The following is an 18,576-nucleotide window of genomic DNA, read 5'->3' as shown; positions in this document are numbered from 1 at the left end:
CGTACTAGTTGACGGACGTCACGATTGAAAGAAAACTTCTCACTATGACCCAAATTCAGAAGGAAAACTCCTGCGAGGTAGATGTTCTCTCGGTCCTGCGAGGGTTGGTCCCGAATTTGAGCCGAGGCCCTGCGGCCGTCGCGGACTTCCTGCTCGAGGACCCCACTCGTGTCGTCCCCATGACGGTGGGCGAGGTCGCGGCGCATAGTGGTACCAGCGATGCTTCGGTCATCCGGCTCGCGCGTGCCGCTGGGTGTCGGGGATTCCGCGAGCTGCGGACGAGCCTGGCCACCTCACTGGGCCGGTCTCAGGCTGTTCCCGGGGATGGGTCGTACCCGGGAGGCATCGAATCCGTGGATGCGCCCGAGACCGTCATCGCCAAGCTCGCGGCGATCGAGCGCGAATCCATCACCCACACCCAGCGTTCCCTCGATCCCGAGGTGGTGTTCGCCGTCGCGGAACAGCTTGCGGTCGCCCGACGAATCGTCGTGGTCGGCATCGGGGCATCTGGCCTCGTCGCCCGGGATTTGGCCGCCAAATTAAGCCGCATCGGTCTCGTAGCGCATGCCGCCGACGAAGCTCATGCGGCGCTCACCCTCGCGGTCTTGCTGGAACCCGGCGACGTTATCGTCGGCATCTCCGGTTCGGGCTGCACGCGCGACGTCGTGGAAGCGCTGGATCTGGCATCTCAGGCGGGAGCCACGACGGTTGGCCTCACCACGCAACCCCGCAGCCCTCTCGCGGAGGCCGACCACGTGCTGATCAGCGTCGCTACGCAGGAGGCCGGCTTGAGGATCGGCGCCACGACGTCGCGAACGGGCCAGCTCTTTGCCGTCGATGCGCTCTTCACGATGGTGTACCAGCTACGAGAGGAGCAGTCGGACCGCGCGTTGGCCCTCTCACGCGAGGCGCTCGCCCCCAAGAAATCATCACGAACGCGGCGACCCGCGCCGCACGAGGAGCCCACGTCATGAGCCAGTCTTCACCCCTGACCACCACGGAATCGGTCAACGCCGAATTCGCCGACCTCGACCGGATGTCCACCGAGGAATTGGCGCGCACGATGAATCGTCAAGACGCCGTGGTCCCCGAGGCGGTGGCCCAGAGGACCACAGAGATTGCGAACCTCGTCGAGGCGGCCCTTCCCGGGCTGCGCGCCGGTGGCCGCTTGATCTACGCGGGCGCGGGCACCGCGGGACGGCTGGGCGTTCTTGACGCCTCTGAATGTCCGCCGACCTTCAATACCAGGCCAGGCCAGGTCGTCGGGTTGATTGCCGGGGGATCCGAGGCACTTGTCTCCGCGATCGAGGGTGCCGAGGACGACGCCGCCCTCGACGTCGGGCCGGAGGACACGGTCGTCGGCGTTTCCGCGTCCGGCCGTACTCCGTACGCCATCGGCGCGGTTCGCGAGGCCGCCCGCCGCCAGGCCACCACGGCTTCCATCGCGTGCAACGAAGGGTCAGAGCTCGCCGCGGCGGCGCAACATCCGATCGACGTCGTCGTGGGACCGGAGCTGGTTGCTGGCTCGACCCGGTTAAAGTCCGGGACCGCACAGAAGCTGGTGTTGAACATGATCTCGACGATCGCGATGGTTCGACTCGGCAAAACGTACGGAAACCTCATGGTCGACGTGCAGTCCACCAATGTGAAGCTTCGTGAGCGGGTTCGACGCATCGTCGCGGACGTGACCGGGGCGGGTCCGCAGGAGGTGGAAGACGCCGTCGAGGGTGCTGACGGCAGTGCCAAGGTCGCGATCCTGTCGATTCTCGGCGGGATGACCGCGGATCAGGCGCGAACGGAGCTGGATCACCACGCGGGTGTGCTGCGGGCAGCCCTCGAGCGCACCGGAAACCACTACTAAAACGAAATCGCGACGGCACACGGACAAAGGAGTCATCATGGCCGAAGAAAACAACATGTCCCAGAAGGTGATCGCCGGGCTCGGCGGACCCTCGAATATCGGCGGTGTGGAGAACTGCATCACCCGGTTACGCATCCCGGTGGCTCGTGAATCGGACGTCGACCTCGAGGGGCTGCGCGCCATCGACGGCGTGCTCGGGGTTGTCCCGGGTCCGACCATGCAGGTGGTGCTCGGCCCCGGAGTCGTGGACACCGTGGCGCGCGACATCGAAAAATCCCTCGCCACGTCCAGCTCCACCGCGGAGGAATCAGCCTCGACCACGAAGTCGAGCGCTTCAGCGGCCGCCGACGACGGCCCCTCGTCACCGAACGACCTCCAAGCCCTGGGCGCTCGCATGAAAAGCGCGCAGAAGGAAAAACGTTCCTCGCCCGTCCGAGCATTCTTGGGGCGCATCGCCAATATTTTCTTGCCGCTGATCCCAGCGTTGATCGCGTGCGGCATCGTCGCCGGACTCAGCGGGGTCTTGCAGAACTTCGCGGCCAATGGGGCTTGGCCGTGGGCCGCCGACGTCGTGCCCGTGCTGACCGCTATTTCCAGCGGATTCATGACCTTGATCGCCGTGTTTGTAGGCATGAACGCCGCCAAAGAATTCGGCGGAACGCCGGTTTTGGGTGGCGCCGTCGCGGCCATTATTCCTTTCGCGGGCGTGGCCAAGGTATCCATTCTGGGCACGGAACTCGTGCCGGGGCAGGGCGGCGTGATCGGTGCGCTGTTCGCCGCGATCCTTGCCGCATATATCGAGCGGTGGTGCCGCAAATGGGCCCCGGAATCGTTGGCGATGCTGATCGTCCCGACCGTGACGGTGCTCGTCGCCGGCGCGCTGACTCTTTTCCCGTTGATGACCGTGGCCGGGTGGATCTCCACCGGAATCGGTACGGCCGCGACCTGGTTGCTCGGTACCGGCGGCGGATTCGCCGGGTTCGTGTTGGCCGGTCTGTTCCTGCCCCTGGTGATGCTCGGCCTGCATCAGGCGCTCATTCCGATTCACACCACGCTGATCTCCCAGGCCGGCTACACCGTGCTGCTTCCCATCCTCGCGATGGCGGGTGGCGGCCAGGTCGGTGCGACGGCGGCGGTTTACCTGCGCATCAGGAATCGCGCCCTGCGCAACACCATCAAATCCGCCCTTCCGGCCGGCATCTTGGGTGTTGGCGAACCGCTCATCTACGGCGTGACCCTGCCGATGGGTCGCCCCTTCATCACCGCCTGCATTGGAGGTGCGTTCGGTGGCGGGTTCATCGGGTTGTTCAATCAGTTGGGCTTCGCCACGGGATCCACCGCGATTGGGCCGAGCGGTTGGGCGTTGTTTCCGCTGGCCGCGGGCAATCACGGCATCGGCGCCGCCATTGCGGTGTACGGCGTCGGACTCGTGATCTCGTACATCGCCGGTTTTGTGCTGACGTACTTCTTTGGGGTGCCCAAGGACCTGGTGGAACGCATGTCGGATGAGGAGCGGACTGTTGAGAGCGCGGGGGCATGAGGTAGAAAAGGGGATCATGCACTCCTACCTCTTGCGCCAGGTCCGCGACGCCGCCACCGGGGCGATCGTCGATGCACGCCTCGCCGATGGCCGCGTGGAAATGGGCCCCAGCATCGAACCCCGGTCCTCGGACGAGGTCGTCGAGGCCGACGGGCGGTGGCTCCTCCCCGGATTATGGGATGCCCACGTCCATTTCGACCAGTGGGCCGTCTCGAGGTCGCGTCTGGATCTGCGGGGTGCGGAGTCTCCCGAGGCCGTGACCCGGATCGTTGGGGAGGCCATCCTGGCTCGTCCCGACGACGAAGCCGTGGTCTTTGGGTTCGGGTACCGCGCCTCGGTGTGGAATCGGCAGCCCACCGTTGCCGAATTGGATGCGGTGACCGGGTCTCGGCCCGCCATCCTCATTAGCGGAGACATGCACAACGGCTGGTTGAATTCGGCCGCGCTCGCCTTGGTGGGCGTGACGGGTATCGACGGGCTCATCGACGAGGACCGTTGGTTCCCGCTTTTTGGTCTGCTTCAGCCGTACGTTCCGGATACCGAGTCTGCCGTTCGCGATGCGATGCAGGCCGCTTCGGCCCGCGGCGTGGTGGGGATCGTAGACCTCGAGTTCGCGGCGAATTACGACGTCTGGCCGGAACGGTTATCCGGTGACCCCTCGCCGTTGAGGGTGCGCACCGGCGTCTACCCGGATCGATTGGATGCGGTTCTGGAGCGAGGCCTGAGGAGCGGAGACGCCCTGGATGAATTTGGGCTGATCCGTATGGGGCCGCTCAAGATCATCTCGGACGGTTCCCTGGGTACCCGCACGGCGCACTGCTGTGATCCGTACTTGGAGGCCTCGGACTTGGTGAATGCCTGCGGAGTGCAGACGGTTCCCGCCGAGGAACTGCACAGGCTTTTGGGTCTAGCGCGGTCTTCCGGTCTGGATGTGGCCCTTCACGCGCTGGGCGACGCCGCCGTCGACCTAGCCCTGGGTGCCTTCGAGCAGACGGGTGCGCGCGGTTCGATCGAGCACGCCCAGGTGATTCGCTGGGACGACGTCGACCGTTTGGCCCAGGCCGGGCTCACCGCGAGCGTGCAACCGGCTCACCTGTACGACGACCGCGACGTGATGGACCGGCTGTGGGCCGACCGCGCCGACCGCTGTTTTGCCGTGCGAACCATGAAGGAACGCGGGGTGAATCTGGCACTCGGGTCGGACGCGCCCGTCTCGCCCCTCGACCCGTGGCTCGCGATGGCGGCCGCCGTGCACCGCTCGGCGGACGAGCGCGGACCGTGGCATCCTGAACAGTCCCTCACGGCGAGGGAAGCGCTCGCCGCATCCACCGACGGCGTGAACCGAATCCGCACCGGCGACGCCGCCGACGTCGTGCTCGTGGACCGCGACCCGTTCGCGGGAGACACCCCGGAGGAGTCCGCCCGGAATCTAGTGGATATGCCGGTGGCGGCGACGTTCGTTGGGGGACGGGTGACGCACTGGGGGCTTGACTGAGCCGGCGTGGGCGTCAAAAAACGTGACACCGGTGGGTGTCAGGTCAGCTATGCCCAAATTTTTAGCTTTGGGAGCCTCAGACATAAGGTCTGGCTGCTAAGCGAGTCCAGAGAAACCGTCCTCGATTTCGAGTCTTGGTAGAAAATGTCCATAAGCTGTGAGGGTATACAAGTTGTGGAATTATCTAATTGTCTTCTTCAATCTGGAATCCAAGATGGAGGCCCAGTAGAAGAAACACGAGTAATACCGCGACAAGCTCCTCACCGTTAGGGAAGCCTCATGAGTGGCAAACACATCGAACTCTTTCTGGTCGACGGTGTCTCAGGTGGTCTCACCACCGCTGAGATTGCCGGATGGACGGGGCATGTTCTTGCAGGCCCCAGGGCAGACCTCGCTTCGGTGTTGGGGCGCCCGGAAGCGACTCGTAATGGGTGCTATCTTCTCCTGGCGGATGACGACGCCGCCGTCGGCGGCACTCGGTGCTACATCGGGAAAACCGAAAATTTCGTGGACCGCATGAAGCAACATGAGGCCAAGAAAGATTTTTGGGACAGGGTCGTCGTCATCACATCCAAGGATGACGGCTTTAACGAAGGCCATTGGGGCTATCTCGAGGCCAGTTTGGTGAACATCGCTAAGGAAGCTAAGCGAGCTTCGCTCGAGAACACGCAAACACCACAGACTCGCAAGCTCTCCGAAGCTCAAATTTCGGACATGGAAGCCTTCCTTGGCCAGCTTCAGGTGGTCCTCCCCGTCCTTGGGGTCACCACGTTCAAAAGGCGGCCAGCCCAGAAGATGACGCTCGATCCGGAACCTCCTGAAATGTCGTCACCAATTTTCTCCTTGGTGAAGGAAAAGCGAGGAGTGAATGCTCAGGCTCAACTCGTGGGCGGTGACTTTACCGTTCTCGAGGGGTCTCTCGTCGTGGGCACCTGGAGCGGTTCGGGCCGAGCAGAATCAACCCAACGCGCGTATCGAGCATACAAAGCCCATCACGAACGATTGGTGGCGGACGGAAGTATCATGCTTCAAAATAACGGCGTTGGGCGTCTGACCCGTGATATCCCTTTCACCTCTCCGTCGACGGCGGGTGCAATTGTTACGGGAGCATCCTGCAATGGGCGCAAAGCCTGGACCTCAGAATTTGGCGATTTCGGAACGTGGGAAGCTAGAGGCGTAGACAATGGCTAAATCAGGAGCGAGATCCAGCCATGGGCACCATTGAGCGCATCACCCAGCTATTCCACCGATTCGATGGATTGATGCGCCTCAACGGCTAATCCCCGCCCGCTGCTTCCCCTGCGAGCTACCGCGGCTGCCCGCCCAACCCCGCCTGCGCATCGGCGTCGGCCCCCGGAACCCGCATTTCGAAGGTGTCCGTGACCACCGTGTAGTCGAAATACCCCATGCGGGCGATCGGCTTCACGGCTTCGATGTCCACTCGCCCGGTGTCGGTCAAGAACCGTTCGTCCAAGTGGATGCGCTCGACGGTCGCATACACCACGTCGATCGTTCCAACGTCGGACCTGCCCGGCAGGCGGTGCGTGGTGAGGTATTTGCACTCGTAGTGGAACGGGCTCTCCGCGACCATCGGGGTGTTTGAGAGGTCCGCATAAGAGCGCGTGACGTCTAGGCGGTCAAATTCGCTCTCCTCGGACGGCAAAACCATCGCACTGGTATTCACCGCATCCCGCAGATCCCACGTCGCCATGTTCCACACGAACCAACCGGTCTTCTCCGCGTTAACCACGGTGTCCTTGCGGCGACCGTCGGGGTATTGGTTCGCGGCAAACATGACCATTGGCGGGTCGAAAGTCAGGTTCTGCCACTGGCTATAGGGCGCAATATTCTCGATGCCGTCCTCACTGATACTCGAAAGCCAGCCAATGGGGCGCGGCACGGTCAACGCCTTGAACGGCGAGTGGGCCAGTGGCTTCTGTTCGGAATTCGGGTCGTATTTCACGAGGCAACCCTTTCTGCGGCAGGTTCGGAAGTCTCGAGAGGCTTTCCTGCGGGATTGAGGCCGCGGGCTTGATTGCGTTTGGCCAAGATGAGGTAGAGACCACCCGAGACCACTAAACCGATAATCCAGGCCACCTCGGCTCCACCGAAGAGATTCGCGATGGGACCCACGTACAGTTCGGAATTCATAAACGGAATCTGGATCAGAACGCCCAATGCGTAGGCGAGAAAAGCACCCTTGTTGATGGTTCCGTACGGTCCATTGCGCTCGAAGAGGGCGGCGACGTCGTACTTCTTATGGCGCACAAGGTAGTAGTCCACGAGGTTGATGGCCGACCACGGCGTCATGAAATACAGCAGGAACAACAGGAAGTCCGTAAACACGGCCACGAAATTATCCGACGCCAACAGGGCGATGACCACGGCGGTCACGGAGATGATCAGCACGTAGACGGAACGCGCCTTGGGCTTGATGACCTCGTGGCGTGCGATGGCCGTGACGATGGTCGCCAGCGACATGAAACCACCGTAGGAACTCAAGGTGTTGCCCGTGAGTTTCCCGACGACGACGGCGAGCAACACCAACCAGAAGAACGAACCGGCCAGCCCAGACAGATACCCGACCTGATGCTCTCCGAAGGCCTCGCCGCCGAGCTGAGCGGCAAATGCGCCGACGGTCATGGCCAGGGAAGCGCCCAAGAAGCTGCCGGCGAAGGTCCAGCCGATGGTGGAGCGTTGCGTCGTCGACTCGGGAAGGTAGCGGCTGTAGTCGGCGATATACGGGCCGAAGGTCAGCTGCCACGACGCCGAGAGGGAAACCCCCAAAATGAACGGGGCCAGAGCGAAGCCGTTGCTCGCGGCGATGTCGTGACGCATGGGTCCACCCAAAATGATCACGAGCAATACGACGAACACCAAGCCGCTCAAGACGGAGGCCACATGCGAGAACTTGTGAATCCACTTGTAGCCGGCGATAGCGAGGACCGTGGAGAAGACGGCGAAGATCACCGCACCCCATCGCACGCTGACGTGGAGGAGAGTCGCTAGGGCCTGGCCGCCCAGGACAAGCCCCGTGGCGTAAAAGCCGATGTAAATAATCAACGCAAGGATCAACGGCAGGATTGCGCCGTAGTAACCGAACTGCGCGCGGGACTGGATCATCTGAGGCACGCCGAGCTGGGGGCCTTGGGCCGAGTGCAAAGCGGTGATGAAACCGCCCACCAGGTTTCCGATGATGATCGCGGGGATCGACCACAGCGCGGAATTGCCCAGGATCACGAAGAGTCCGCCGGTCACGAGGGCCGTGATGGAACTGTTCGCCGCAAACCAGAGGAAAAACAGGGAAAGGGGGGATCCGTGACGTTCCTTGGGTGGGATCCAGTCGATGGACCGCATCTCCATGGTTTTGGGGCCGACGTCGGGCGTGGTGGTCATGTGTCAATCTCCTCGTCATATCGCCGATCGAGTGATCTGCGACACTTATGTTGTGGGACACTCTACCGATATATCGGTTGTATATATAACCTCCACGCCAGAAATTTTTCTGACCTTTGAATCCTTGCCCGGAAGGACGCCGCATGACTCGCGCCGAGCGCACCGCCACCCCACGCTCCCTGACCGATCGAGCCTACGAACGCATCGAACACATGATCATCCACGGTGAGATCGAACCGCTGACCTTCGTCTCCGAGGCGGAATTCATGGAGCACACGGGTCTTGGCCGCACGCCGGTGCGGGAGGCGGTACATCGGCTCGCGAGGGAACGCATGGTCGAGATCCACCCGAATCGAGGCCTCCTCATCACGGACGTCGGAGCCGAAACCGAGATACGCATCTTGGAGCTGCGCCGAGAGTTGGACGGCCTCGCCGTGAGACTCGCCTGCGATCGCGCGACCCTCGCCGAACGCGAAGAGATCCAGACCATGGCCCACCGTCTCGCGACCGAAGAGTTCACGCTAGCCAGCTACTCCGAGACCGTCCGTGAGACCCACCGTCTGGTGCACGGGGCGGCCCATAATGACTTCCTGGTGGACGCGATGATCCCCCTACAGAACCTCTCGCGCCGGTTCTGGACCTCGCACGTGACCGACCCAGAGGACCTCGTGACCGGAGCGGGGCTGCACCGCCGGATGCTCGAAGCGATCCTGGAGAGGAACCCGGACGCGGGCGACGGCGCGGCCCGGGAACTCAACGACTATCTCCGCGGATTTGCCCAACGGGTGCTGAGCGCCTGATCGTTCCGGTATTCGTCCCCGGCTCCTAGGCTGGAAGCATGCAGATCGACATCCATCCCGGAGACATCACCCAATTCACCGCCGACGCCATCGTCAACGCCGCGAATTCCTCGCTTCTGGGCGGTGGAGGCGTGGACGGCGCGATACACCGTGCCGGCGGGTCGAGGATCCTTGAAGAATGCCGTCACCTTCGGAAGACGCGCTTCCCTGATGGGTTGGAGGCAGGCCAGGCCGCCGCGACCACCGCCGGGAATTTGCCGGCCCGCTGGGTCATCCACACGGTCGGCCCGACCTATGCGTCCTCCCCGGAGAAATACGCGCAGAAGGCTCCGATTTTGGCCTCCTGCTACCGGACCTGCCTCCTGACTGCGGCCGAGCTCGGCGCAAAGACCATCGCTTTTCCCGCCATCTCGGCTGGCGTTTACGGGTGGCCGATGAAGGATGCGACCCGCATCGCAGTGGACACCGTGCGGGACATGAGTGCGCAGGTCGGCGAGGCCATCGACACCGTGACCTTTGTGCCGTTCGGTCGAGAGGCGGAAGATGGGTACCGAGCGGCCCTGACCGGATAGGCCCACGACGCTCCGATCCGGCCCTCCACCCCGGATCGCTCCACGATCAATGGGAGGAATTTATGGGACATCAGCCCGAGAACGTCCTGACGAAACTTGCGGACCAGATCGATTGGCAAGAAGAACTCTACAAAGACCTCCACCGCCACCCCGAGCTTGGGATGCAGGAGGAGCGCACCAGCACGGTCATCCAACGCGAACTCGCCGAGCTCGGTTTATCGCCACAGGTGGTCGGCAAGACCGGTGTCGTCGCCGTCATCGAGAACGGCGACGGCCCCACGATCATGGCCCGGGCCGACATTGATGCCCTTCCCGTGGCCGAACGCACCGGTCTTGAGTACGCTTCAGAGAACGACGGCGTGATGCACGCGTGTGGCCACGACATGCACGTTGCCTGCCTGCTCGGGGCCGTCCGGTTGATGACCGAGCACAAAGATGCCTGGTCCGGAACGTACGTCGCGCTCTTCCAGCCTTCGGAAGAAAATGCGAAGGGCGCTCGCGCGATGATCGACGACGGCCTCGTCACGAAAGTGCCTCACCCGGAGGTCGTCGTGGGGCAACACGTCATGCCGAAGCCTGCCGGGCAGGTGTTCACGTCGTCCGGCCCCATGCTCTCGATGGCGGATTCGCTGAAGATCACGGTGCATGGCCGGGGTTCGCACGGTTCGATGCCGCACCTCTCGATTGACCCGGTGGTTTTGGCGTCGTCGATCGTCTTGCGCTTACAGACCGTGGTCTCGCGCGAGGTCGAGCCGGGCGCCTTTGCCGTATTGACCGTGGGTGCGTTGTCCGCCGGAGACCAGGCCAATGTGATTCCGGATCGTGCGGAATTGCGCCTCAACCTCCGGACGTACGACGAGGAGGTGCGCAACCGCGTCATCGCCTCGATCGAGCGGATAGTACGCGGAGAGTGCGAAGCGGCCGGTTCTCCCGAAGAACCCGAGTTCGAGTACTACGACCAATTCCCGCTGACCGACAACGACTCGACCACGACGCACCGGGTAACCCAAGCGCTGCAAGATGGCTTCGAGACGGGCACGGTTCAGGAGGGTTCCCCTGCCACGGCGTCGGAGGATTTCAGTGAGATTCCGGAAGCCTTTGGAGTTCCGTACACCTACTGGTTCTTCGGCGGCGCGGACGCCACGACGTATGAGCAGGCAGAACAAAACGGCAGCATCCAGGAGGACATCCCTGCCAATCACTCGCCGTATTTCTATCCGGTGATTCATCCGACCCTTGAGACCGGCACCAAGGCTCAGGTGATCGCCGCGCTGGGATATCTAGGGAAGTAGCCCCGAATACACGAGGGCCCGCCGCACGGTGAAAACCGTGGGGCGGGCCCTGACGTTTGAAGCGGTGTGGAACTACTTGTTCAGGCGTTCCTGCGCCTCGGTAACCAGGCGCTCGGCCTCGGACTTGGGGCCCCAGCCTTCGCCCTTAACCCACTTGCCGGGCTCAAGATCCTTGTAGCGCTCGAAGAAGTGCTTGATCTCGTCCTTCTTGAAGTCGTCGACGTCGTCGAGCGACTGGATGGAGTCGTAGCGCTTGTCGGTCGGGACACACAGAACCTTGGCGTCGCCGCCGGCCTCGTCGGTCATGTTGAACACGCCGATGGGGCGGGCTTCCACGACGACGCCGGGGATGATGTCGACGTCCATCAGCACCATGGCATCCAGCGGATCGCCGTCTTCGCCCAGGGTGTTTTCGAAGTAGCCGTAGTGGGTCGGGTACTGCATCGAGGTGAACAGAACACGGTCCAGGTGCAAACGCCCCGTCTCGTGGTCGAATTCATACTTCACGCGGGATCCCTGCGGGATCTCGATCATGACCTCAAGTTCCATGATTGGTGCTCCTTGAACGTGTTTTCCGCGGAGATCCGCGGCGGATTGGGCCGCTGTGCGACCTTTCATCTTCACAATCTATCGCCCGGCACAACTTTGGGAAAACGTGAGCCGCGGTGGATGGGCATAAACTCGTGGGAGATCGTCATTCGGGCACCTGCCCATCCGTGCCGTAACCACCACATCTGACGTCAGGAGATCGATGAGCTCGCGCCGACCGCACACCTCGAAGCGGAAGCCCTCGCGGGGGTGGTGGGTCGGTTCGGCGATCGTCGCGGCCGGATGCATCGGCGTCGGGGCGTGGCTCGTTCCGACGGCGTCCGCGAACTGGGACCAGCTCACGGGCGCGGACCAGCCCCACCCTTTGTCCTCCAGTTCTTCGGCACCAGCATCACTGGCCGACCTTCCCAGCGATGCGCCGCAACCAACAGCCGAACAGGTGAGCGGGCCGCTCTCCCAGATCGCCCAAAAGCTCGGCGGGGGAGGCACCATGTCTGCGCAGGTGGTCGACGTTCAGAGCGGCAAGGTGCTGTATTCCGCCGACGCCGAGCACCCCGTGACCCCGGCGTCGAACCTGAAGCTCCTGACGGAATTTGCCCTCCTCAGCCACTCAGACCCCAACGCCCGGTATTCCACGGACGCCTACCTCGCACAGGACTCTTCCTCACTGAACCTGGTGGCAGGCGGTGACACGATGCTCGCAGACGGTTCCTCGGAGGACGGCGAGGTGCTTGGCCACGCAGGTCTGGGGACCCTCGCGGAGCGCACCGTGGATCGTCTCGCGGCCGACGGCGTGAAGGGGAATCTTCCGGTGAATCTCGACGCCTCGATGTACACCGGTCAGGCGGTCAACCCGGCCTGGGCACCGGAAGACGTCGACAGCGGGTACGCCACCGGGATTTCCCCGATCGCCCTGTGGGACCATCACACGCAGCGTCCCAGCGATGGAGAAGACGTGTCCCACCGCCCAGAAAATGCCGGAGCCGATGCCCTCAAGTCCTACGTCGATGCCCTCAACCGGGCCGGCGCGCAACACGGTTTGAGTTTTTCGAGCGGTTCGACCTCAGCGGCCGCAACCGATCGCGACCACGACCAACGCGTCGCGTCGGTCGAATCGGCCACCGTCCTGGAACAGGCCCGCTACATGATGGAGAACTCAGACAACGTCTTGGCCGAAGTGCTCGGCCGCAATGCTGCGGTATCCGCCGGGAAAGAAGGCTCCATCGACGGCGCCATCCAGACCGTGAAATCGTCCCTCCAAGACGCCGGAATCTCGACCGAGGGATTGACTCAAAAGGATTCGAGCGGGCTCTCTGCGGGTAACCGCGTGACCCCGGTGACTCTTTCGCACGTGATCGCGAAAGCGACTCAGTCTCGTACCGCCACCGCCGATCTCGCCGAAACCTTGCCCGTGGGTGGTGGAACCGGAACCCTGGCCGGTCGGTTCGAAGGTAAGGACACGAGTGTCGCTCAAGGAAAGGCTCGGGCTAAGACGGGAACCTTGCTGACCGTGAATTCCCTGACGGGATACACCACGACCAGCAAGGGGCGGCTCCTGGCCTATTCCCTGGTGGTCAACGACGTTAAGGATTCCAAGGCCGCAGTGACGGCCCTGGACGAATCCGTTGCGCGGCTCACCGAACTCTGAGCTCGCTAGAGCGGCGGATGTCCAAGGCCATCACCGTTTGTTCATTGGTGCTGAGGTGAGGACGATACAGATTCCAACTCTCGTGCAAGATCGGCCGTCAGCTTATTGGGGATGGCGGTCAGCTCGTCGGGTGTCGACCTGACGACTCTGCGAATCCGTGTTGCCGGGAGGCGGAGGGTTCGGACGTCGCTCGTCGCGGTGAGCGTGGTCAGTCGGCCGTCACGGTTGATATCCACGGCAACCGGAGTTGAGGAAATTGTTCCGTCGCCATCGAAATCGATGGGTCCATTAGCCGCGACCTTTTGATAACCATTGGTCCCACGGTATTCGTACGCGTAACCGGCGGTGCTAGGGCCAAATCCTTCAGATTCGATGAGGGCGTTTTCATCGAGCGGTCGCATGGTGCGCGTCGAATATCCGTAATACCGAGAATTGTTCATTCTCGGAACGCCGGAGATTTGATATCTATAATTCATGACACTCAGATATTGAGGCTTGCCATTAATGTCATCCGACCCTCCATGACCTAATCCGAGATTATGACCTAATTCATGAATGAACGTTCCCACTCGAGCGCCTTCCGAGGCTCGTCCCCAGAAACGCGGACCGACTGTTACGAGAAACTCCATGCCGTTCACCCAGGAGATTCCTGAAGAACCTTGACCGCCATAAGAATCTCCCCAAATCATGTAATGGAAAATCCCTCGTCGGTTGGGGTCGGATTCGGATTGGCGGTAGCGAGTCACGTCGAACATTCCTCTCGGCAAATCGTTGTGAGGAATTTCGTTGCCGCCGCCCAAGTCGTAGGCATCGCCACGGGCGGGGCCGGCGTCGAGGTGAATGGCAATGCCGCGGGAACCGTCGGGATTGATCATCGGAATTTCGGCGAAGCTCTCGACGATCAGATCCAGCTCATGCTGTGGCGGCAGCAATCCGGGCATGTAGTCCATCTCGACAAAGAGGTCTTTGTGGTGAGGGGAAGCGCCCATTGCGGGAAGGTCGACGTCCACGACCCCGTCGCCGTCGGCGTCGTATCCGTGCTCTTCCCATGCGTCGGGAATTCCGTCCCGGTCGCGATCGCCAGAGCTTGCGGCTTGGGCGGCAGGGAGGCCGCATCCGACCACCGAAATGGCGATTCCCCACGTCAGAATGTGTTTCATAAGTTTTCGGAATCTCATGAAGTTCTCATGCCTCTTCTGAAAAGAATAGTGAATCTATGAATAGTCACAGGAAGCCCGCGACGAGAATTAGAATAAGGGATTCGAGAGGGGCGATTCTTGCGAGGTTCTGTGAATCGACTCTCCAGCATTCATTGGTTATGGAGTGGGAGTTAACTGTGCAATATATGCCTGACCTGCGAATTCGTCCGTCTCGCCGTGGGCTGGTGAAGTCCGTTGCCTGGTCGGTCCCTCTGATTGCCGCCTCGGCGACCGTTCCCGCACGGGCAGTTTCTTCGGACGACGAGGTCACGGCTGACATCGGATTGTTTGTTCAGGTAGCAGACCAGGACTGGGATAACGCGTACGACACCGTCTTTGGGGTGACCTCCTTCGCGGGGCAATCGTCCGACCCGTCCGGAAATCAATCCCGGGATACGCGCGATCAGGCCACACCCGTCGGTTTCGTCGCGTCGGCCGGCGGCACCTTCACCCCTGGAGGTACGCTTCAATACAACGGTGTTGACGGATATGGCGGGGCCGGCCTGTATGTGTCCATGCCGAAGACCTCGGACGGGCAATGGTTGCCCGGACGGACCCTTCTGAGCAGTGGGGCCGTCATCGAGGTGGAATACCGCATGACCTTCACCGACGATCCGCCCTACGAACCGATCACCTGGGTTGACGGACAGACGGACGAATTTCCGGCATTGCCACAAGGGGGAAATGCGCAACGCGCAGCCCTCAATGCCGCTGACTTTGAGGCCACCTTCCAGACGCCGACCGTCACGGATAGTGAATGGCGCGGCATCCAGCGGGTCGAACTCACCTCGGACCTGTTGGTTGATCAGACCGACGTGCCCTACGCGCAGATTCTGACGAGCCATCAGCCGGTCTATTACACGGAACACGGCCCCCGGTCGATGGCGGCCACGATGACGCTCGTGAGCGGAACCCTGATCATCGAGCCGGAAGACCGAGATCGTCAGGTCATCACCGTGGATGGAAAGACCGCGAGTGCAATCCTCTCGATCGACGCGGAGCAAAGCGGCCCCAACGACGAACAAAACACCGCCGAAGCGAACGGGTAGAACCGCTTTTCGCTCGTCGAGGACTAGCCCGCAAGCCTGCGTTGGCGGGGCCCGGATATGACAAGGTGGGGTCCATGAGCGAGAACATCATCAGTTGGAAGTCCGCCGCCGCTACCGCAGCGCGCCTCACGCCGGCGGGTCCCAAGGTGACTGCCGCGGAGGTGCGCGGCGCCGTCGAATCTATTCGGTATTTCGCGACGGCGTCGGTAGACCACGTGCATCGCATCACCGGCCTGGACGCCGCCGAGAACCTCCACGATTCCGAGGTCTTGGTGGTGGACCGCGCTGGGTGGTCGAGGGCAAATGCTCAGACGTTCTCGTTCCTGTTGAACCGCTTGATCCAATCCGGCCTGAAAAGCCGTTTCGATCACATGGGGGAGATGGACCGCAAGGTCGCCGAGGTGGGAACCGCCATCGAGCTGGGCGGCGTCTTGGGTTTCATGTCCAGCAAGGTGCTCGGGCAATACGACCCCTTCGCCGCCCTCGGAGGTTTTGGGGCGTCGGGCGGCCGGTTGTTACTCGTGGCACCCAACGTGCTCATGATCGAGAAGGAGCTCAACCTCGACCCCGAAGATTTCCGACTCTGGGTGTGCCTCCACGAGCAGACGCACCGGGTGCAATTTGCCGCGGCGCCTTGGCTGCGCGAGCACATGCTCGATCTCATGTCCCGCCTCCCCGAGTCCGTTTCCGGAGGCGGGCAGGAGCTGGTCCAGCGGTTGGTGCAAGGAGCAAGCGAGGCCGTCAAGAATTCCTTCTCCTCGTCGTCTCAGGATGTCGAGACCCCCGACGGCTCCGAGCCGGATCAGGGTGGGCTGCGGCCAGTTCCGAAAAACCGCATGTCGTCCTTGCTCGACGAGGAATCCGCGGTCGTGTTTTCCCAGCTCACCGGCATCATGAGCCTCATGGAAGGCCACGCCAACGTGGTCATGGACGCGGTGGACTCCAGCATCGTGCCGTCGATCAAGACCATTCGCCGTCGTTTCGATCGTCGGGCCAAGAACCGCGGGGCGTTGGACACGATGATTCGCAAGGCCATGGGCCTGGACATCAAGATGCGTCAGTACCGGGACGGTCAGAATTTCGTGCGCGCCGTCGTTGACGCTCACGGCATGGATCAGTTCAATCGCATCTGGGACGGGCCCGAGAACCTTCCGAGCGAACTCGAAATCCACAATCCCAGCTTGTGGGTCGAGCGTGTTTTGGGGGAGAGCCCGTGGATCGCGGAAGATGAATCTCCTGAGCATTCCGTCGCCGACGACGCCGACCGGAGGGGAGAAGCCGCCGCGCGCTATCCGGGAGATGAGCGCTAATGGCGCAGTCCGGCAGGGAAGGCCGGTTGCATCCCGCGGTAGGCGCTGCACGTCATCACACGGTTGCTCACCTGAAGCGCCACCTTCCGGGATTCGATGCGGCGCCCACGGGTAAGTCTGGACAGCGCTCTTCCGGCGAGGTCCAGCGGGATCTCGAATCGTTGCCGCTGGTGCTGGTTGCGTGCAGTGGGGGGCCCGACTCCCTCGCGTTGGCCTCCGTCGCCGCGCATTTTTCCCGCCGGGGAGACCTCCGGGCGGGAGCGGTCGTCGTCGACCATGACCTGCAACCGGGGAGTGCGGAACAAGCAGAGCGAGCGGCCGCCCAGTGCCGAAAGCTTGGGCTGGACCCGGTGCGTGTGGTGACCGCGGCCGTAGAACGCAACGGAATGGGCCCGGAGATGGCTGCCCGGACGGCCCGATACGACGCTTTGGAGGAAGCCGCGCGTGAGGTGGGAGCCTCGGCCGTCCTCCTGGGGCATACCCTTGACGACCAAGCGGAAACCGTATTGCTCGGGCTGAGCCGCGGGTCGGGAACACGTTCACTGGCGGGCATGCCGGAAGCTCGTGAGCTGCGCGAAGGTAGCGGCGGTCCGTTGGTCTTACGTCCGTTGCTCACGCTCAGGCGTGAAGACACCCACGCCATCTGTGAGGCGGAAGGCCTGTCGCCGTGGAGCGATCCGACCAACGAGGAACGCACCTTCCGTCGAAACCAGGTACGCCACGAGGTCCTGCCCTACCTGGAGGACCGGCTCGGACCGGGCATTTCGGTGGCGCTGTCCCGGACGGCATCCGTCCTCGGCGCGGACGCCGAATTGCTGGAAGATTTGACCGACGAAGCCCTCCGTGCCGCCGCCGTGGATCCAGCAGTCTATCAGGCGGTCCCCGACTCTCAAGGGCGGGTTGCTGCCGGATTGTCGATGCCTGCCCTCCGCGAGATGCACCGGGCCATCCGGCGTCGGGTGCTCGCGCGAACCGTCGTCGGCGTTGGGGGAGAGTCGCCGAGCTTCGAGAGGCTCGGGGCCATGGAGGACCTCTTGGAGCCGACCGGAAAATCTGGACCCATCCAGTTGGCGGGTCACGTTGCGGTGTGGCGGTGTCGTCCGTTGCCCACCGGCGGACGCCGCGGTGCCGCCCGAGAGGGTGCTTTGATCTTTGTCGTGACGGACTGACCTGGACGTGCCCACCCCACCCCGATGGAGCACTCGCGGCGAGGACGGGTAGAGTGACCATGTGCCGCCGCGGTCCGGGCGGATTCCCTCCGCAAGGCGCACGCCACAGACTTCACAACTCACGCAGGAGACACCAGTGGACGCACAGGACGTCAAGGACGATCTGAAACACGTTCTCTTCACCAATGAGGAGATTCAGGCCAAGATCTCGGAGCTCGCAGCTCAGATCGACAAAGACTACGAAGAACGAGACGTCCTCCTGGTTGGCGTGCTCAAGGGTGCGATCATGGTCATGGCCGACCTCTCCCGCGCTCTGCATGCGCACTACACCATGGACTGGATGGCGGTGTCCTCCTACGGCTCGGGCACCAAATCGTCCGGCGTCGTGCGCATCCTCAAGGATCTGGACACGGACCTTCACGGCCGCGACGTTCTGATCGTCGAGGACATCATCGATTCCGGGCTCACCCTCTCGTGGCTGAAGTCCAACCTGGAATCCCGGGGCGCCAACTCCGTGGAGATTTGCGCACTCCTGCGTAAGCCCGCCTCGGTCAAGACCGACATTCCCGTCCGTTACATCGGTTGGGACATCGATCCGGAATTCGTGGTCGGCTACGGTCTCGACTTCGCCGAGCAATACCGCAATCTCGACTGCATCGGAACGCTCGCACCCCACGTCTACTCCTAGGGTCGGTG

Annotated in this window: 17 protein-coding genes; 13 read left to right on the top strand and 4 right to left on the bottom strand. The window is 62.6% G+C overall.

Translation table 11 applies throughout. The features are described from left to right. The first annotated feature begins 44 nt into the window (after positions 1-44). From B9Y51_RS03740 to B9Y51_RS03720, 5 genes are all read left to right on the top strand, one after another. Positions 45-974, top strand: coding sequence for a MurR/RpiR family transcriptional regulator (locus B9Y51_RS03740; RefSeq protein ID WP_048681900.1), 930 nt, complete (start codon positions 45-47; stop codon positions 972-974). Continuing rightward, positions 971-1,861, top strand: a complete 891-nt coding sequence (gene murQ, locus B9Y51_RS03735; protein WP_085528814.1) for an N-acetylmuramic acid 6-phosphate etherase — start codon at positions 971-973, stop codon at positions 1,859-1,861. Before B9Y51_RS03740 ends, murQ begins: the two co-directional genes overlap by 4 nt. A gap of 37 nt (positions 1,862-1,898) precedes the next feature. Further along, complete coding sequence (locus tag B9Y51_RS03730; RefSeq protein WP_085528813.1) at positions 1,899-3,401, top strand: PTS transporter subunit EIIC; 1,503 nt, start codon at positions 1,899-1,901, stop codon at positions 3,399-3,401. 16 nt (positions 3,402-3,417) lie between these two features. Continuing rightward, complete coding sequence (locus B9Y51_RS03725) at positions 3,418-4,896, top strand: amidohydrolase (RefSeq protein ID WP_085528812.1); 1,479 nt, start codon at positions 3,418-3,420, stop codon at positions 4,894-4,896. 279 nt (positions 4,897-5,175) lie between these two features. Then, positions 5,176-6,087, top strand: coding sequence for a GIY-YIG nuclease family protein (locus B9Y51_RS03720; protein WP_085528811.1), 912 nt, complete (start codon positions 5,176-5,178; stop codon positions 6,085-6,087). Positions 6,088-6,202: 115 nt separating this feature from the next. Here the strand turns inward: B9Y51_RS03720 and B9Y51_RS03715 are convergent, their stop codons facing one another. Both B9Y51_RS03715 and B9Y51_RS03710 read right to left on the bottom strand, forming a co-directional pair. Beyond that, positions 6,203-6,859, bottom strand: a complete 657-nt coding sequence (locus B9Y51_RS03715; protein WP_085528810.1) for a flavin reductase family protein — start codon at positions 6,857-6,859, stop codon at positions 6,203-6,205. Then, positions 6,856-8,292 (bottom strand): purine-cytosine permease family protein, encoded by a 1,437-nt coding sequence (locus tag B9Y51_RS03710; protein WP_085528809.1) that lies wholly within the window; start codon positions 8,290-8,292, stop codon positions 6,856-6,858. The genes B9Y51_RS03715 and B9Y51_RS03710 overlap by 4 nt, the downstream gene beginning before the upstream one ends. Positions 8,293-8,435: 143 nt before the next feature. Between B9Y51_RS03710 and B9Y51_RS03705 the strand changes: the two genes are divergently transcribed. The 3 genes from B9Y51_RS03705 to B9Y51_RS03695 all read left to right on the top strand — a co-directional run bounded on the left by B9Y51_RS03705 (position 8,436) and on the right by B9Y51_RS03695 (position 10,956). Next, complete coding sequence (locus tag B9Y51_RS03705) at positions 8,436-9,092, top strand: GntR family transcriptional regulator (RefSeq protein ID WP_048681870.1); 657 nt, start codon at positions 8,436-8,438, stop codon at positions 9,090-9,092. A gap of 38 nt (positions 9,093-9,130) precedes the next feature. Next, on the top strand, positions 9,131-9,664 hold the full coding sequence (locus tag B9Y51_RS03700; RefSeq protein WP_085528808.1) for an O-acetyl-ADP-ribose deacetylase: 534 nt from the start codon (positions 9,131-9,133) through the stop codon (positions 9,662-9,664). A 62-nt stretch (positions 9,665-9,726) separates the two neighbouring features. Beyond that, on the top strand, positions 9,727-10,956 hold the full coding sequence (locus tag B9Y51_RS03695) for an amidohydrolase (RefSeq protein ID WP_085528807.1): 1,230 nt from the start codon (positions 9,727-9,729) through the stop codon (positions 10,954-10,956). Positions 10,957-11,028: 72 nt separating this feature from the next. On the opposite strand, the gene ppa is transcribed toward B9Y51_RS03695, so the two are convergent. Continuing rightward, on the bottom strand, positions 11,029-11,505 hold the full coding sequence (ppa, locus tag B9Y51_RS03690; protein ID WP_048681862.1) for an inorganic diphosphatase: 477 nt from the start codon (positions 11,503-11,505) through the stop codon (positions 11,029-11,031). A 202-nt stretch (positions 11,506-11,707) separates the two neighbouring features. On the opposite strand from ppa, the gene dacB reads away from it, so the two are divergent. After that, positions 11,708-13,153 (top strand): D-alanyl-D-alanine carboxypeptidase/D-alanyl-D-alanine endopeptidase, encoded by a 1,446-nt coding sequence (gene dacB, locus B9Y51_RS03685; RefSeq protein WP_085528806.1) that lies wholly within the window; start codon positions 11,708-11,710, stop codon positions 13,151-13,153. 41 nt (positions 13,154-13,194) lie between these two features. Here dacB and B9Y51_RS03680 read toward each other — a convergent pair whose 3' ends face one another. After that, entirely contained in the window at positions 13,195-14,313 is a 1,119-nt protein-coding gene (locus B9Y51_RS03680; RefSeq protein WP_143467977.1) for a M66 family metalloprotease, read from the bottom strand. 185 nt (positions 14,314-14,498) lie between these two features. On the opposite strand from B9Y51_RS03680, the gene B9Y51_RS03675 reads away from it, so the two are divergent. The 4 genes from B9Y51_RS03675 (at position 14,499) to hpt (ending at position 18,568) form a co-directional block, all read left to right on the top strand. Continuing rightward, entirely contained in the window at positions 14,499-15,401 is a 903-nt protein-coding gene (locus tag B9Y51_RS03675; RefSeq protein ID WP_085528804.1) for a hypothetical protein, read from the top strand. A 74-nt stretch (positions 15,402-15,475) separates the two neighbouring features. Then, the gene (locus tag B9Y51_RS03670; protein WP_085528803.1) at positions 15,476-16,711 is read left to right on the top strand and encodes a zinc-dependent metalloprotease; all 1,236 of its coding nucleotides are present in this window, start codon (positions 15,476-15,478) and stop codon (positions 16,709-16,711) included. Further along, positions 16,711-17,880: a tRNA lysidine(34) synthetase TilS gene (gene tilS / locus B9Y51_RS03665; protein ID WP_085528802.1), complete on the top strand. Its 1,170-nt coding sequence runs from the start codon at positions 16,711-16,713 to the stop codon at positions 17,878-17,880. Before B9Y51_RS03670 ends, tilS begins: the two co-directional genes overlap by 1 nt. Before the next feature lie 136 nt (positions 17,881-18,016). After that, positions 18,017-18,568 (top strand): hypoxanthine phosphoribosyltransferase, encoded by a 552-nt coding sequence (gene hpt / locus B9Y51_RS03660; RefSeq protein ID WP_048681850.1) that lies wholly within the window; start codon positions 18,017-18,019, stop codon positions 18,566-18,568. Positions 18,569-18,576: the final 8 nt, after the last annotated feature.

The organism is Kocuria massiliensis, from assembly GCF_900169715.1.
In the GTDB taxonomy this organism is placed as follows: Bacteria; Actinomycetota; Actinomycetes; order Actinomycetales; family Micrococcaceae; genus Rothia; species Rothia massiliensis.
Note: the sequence above shows the minus strand (reverse complement) of the source record. Positions and strands in the feature narration are given on the sequence as shown.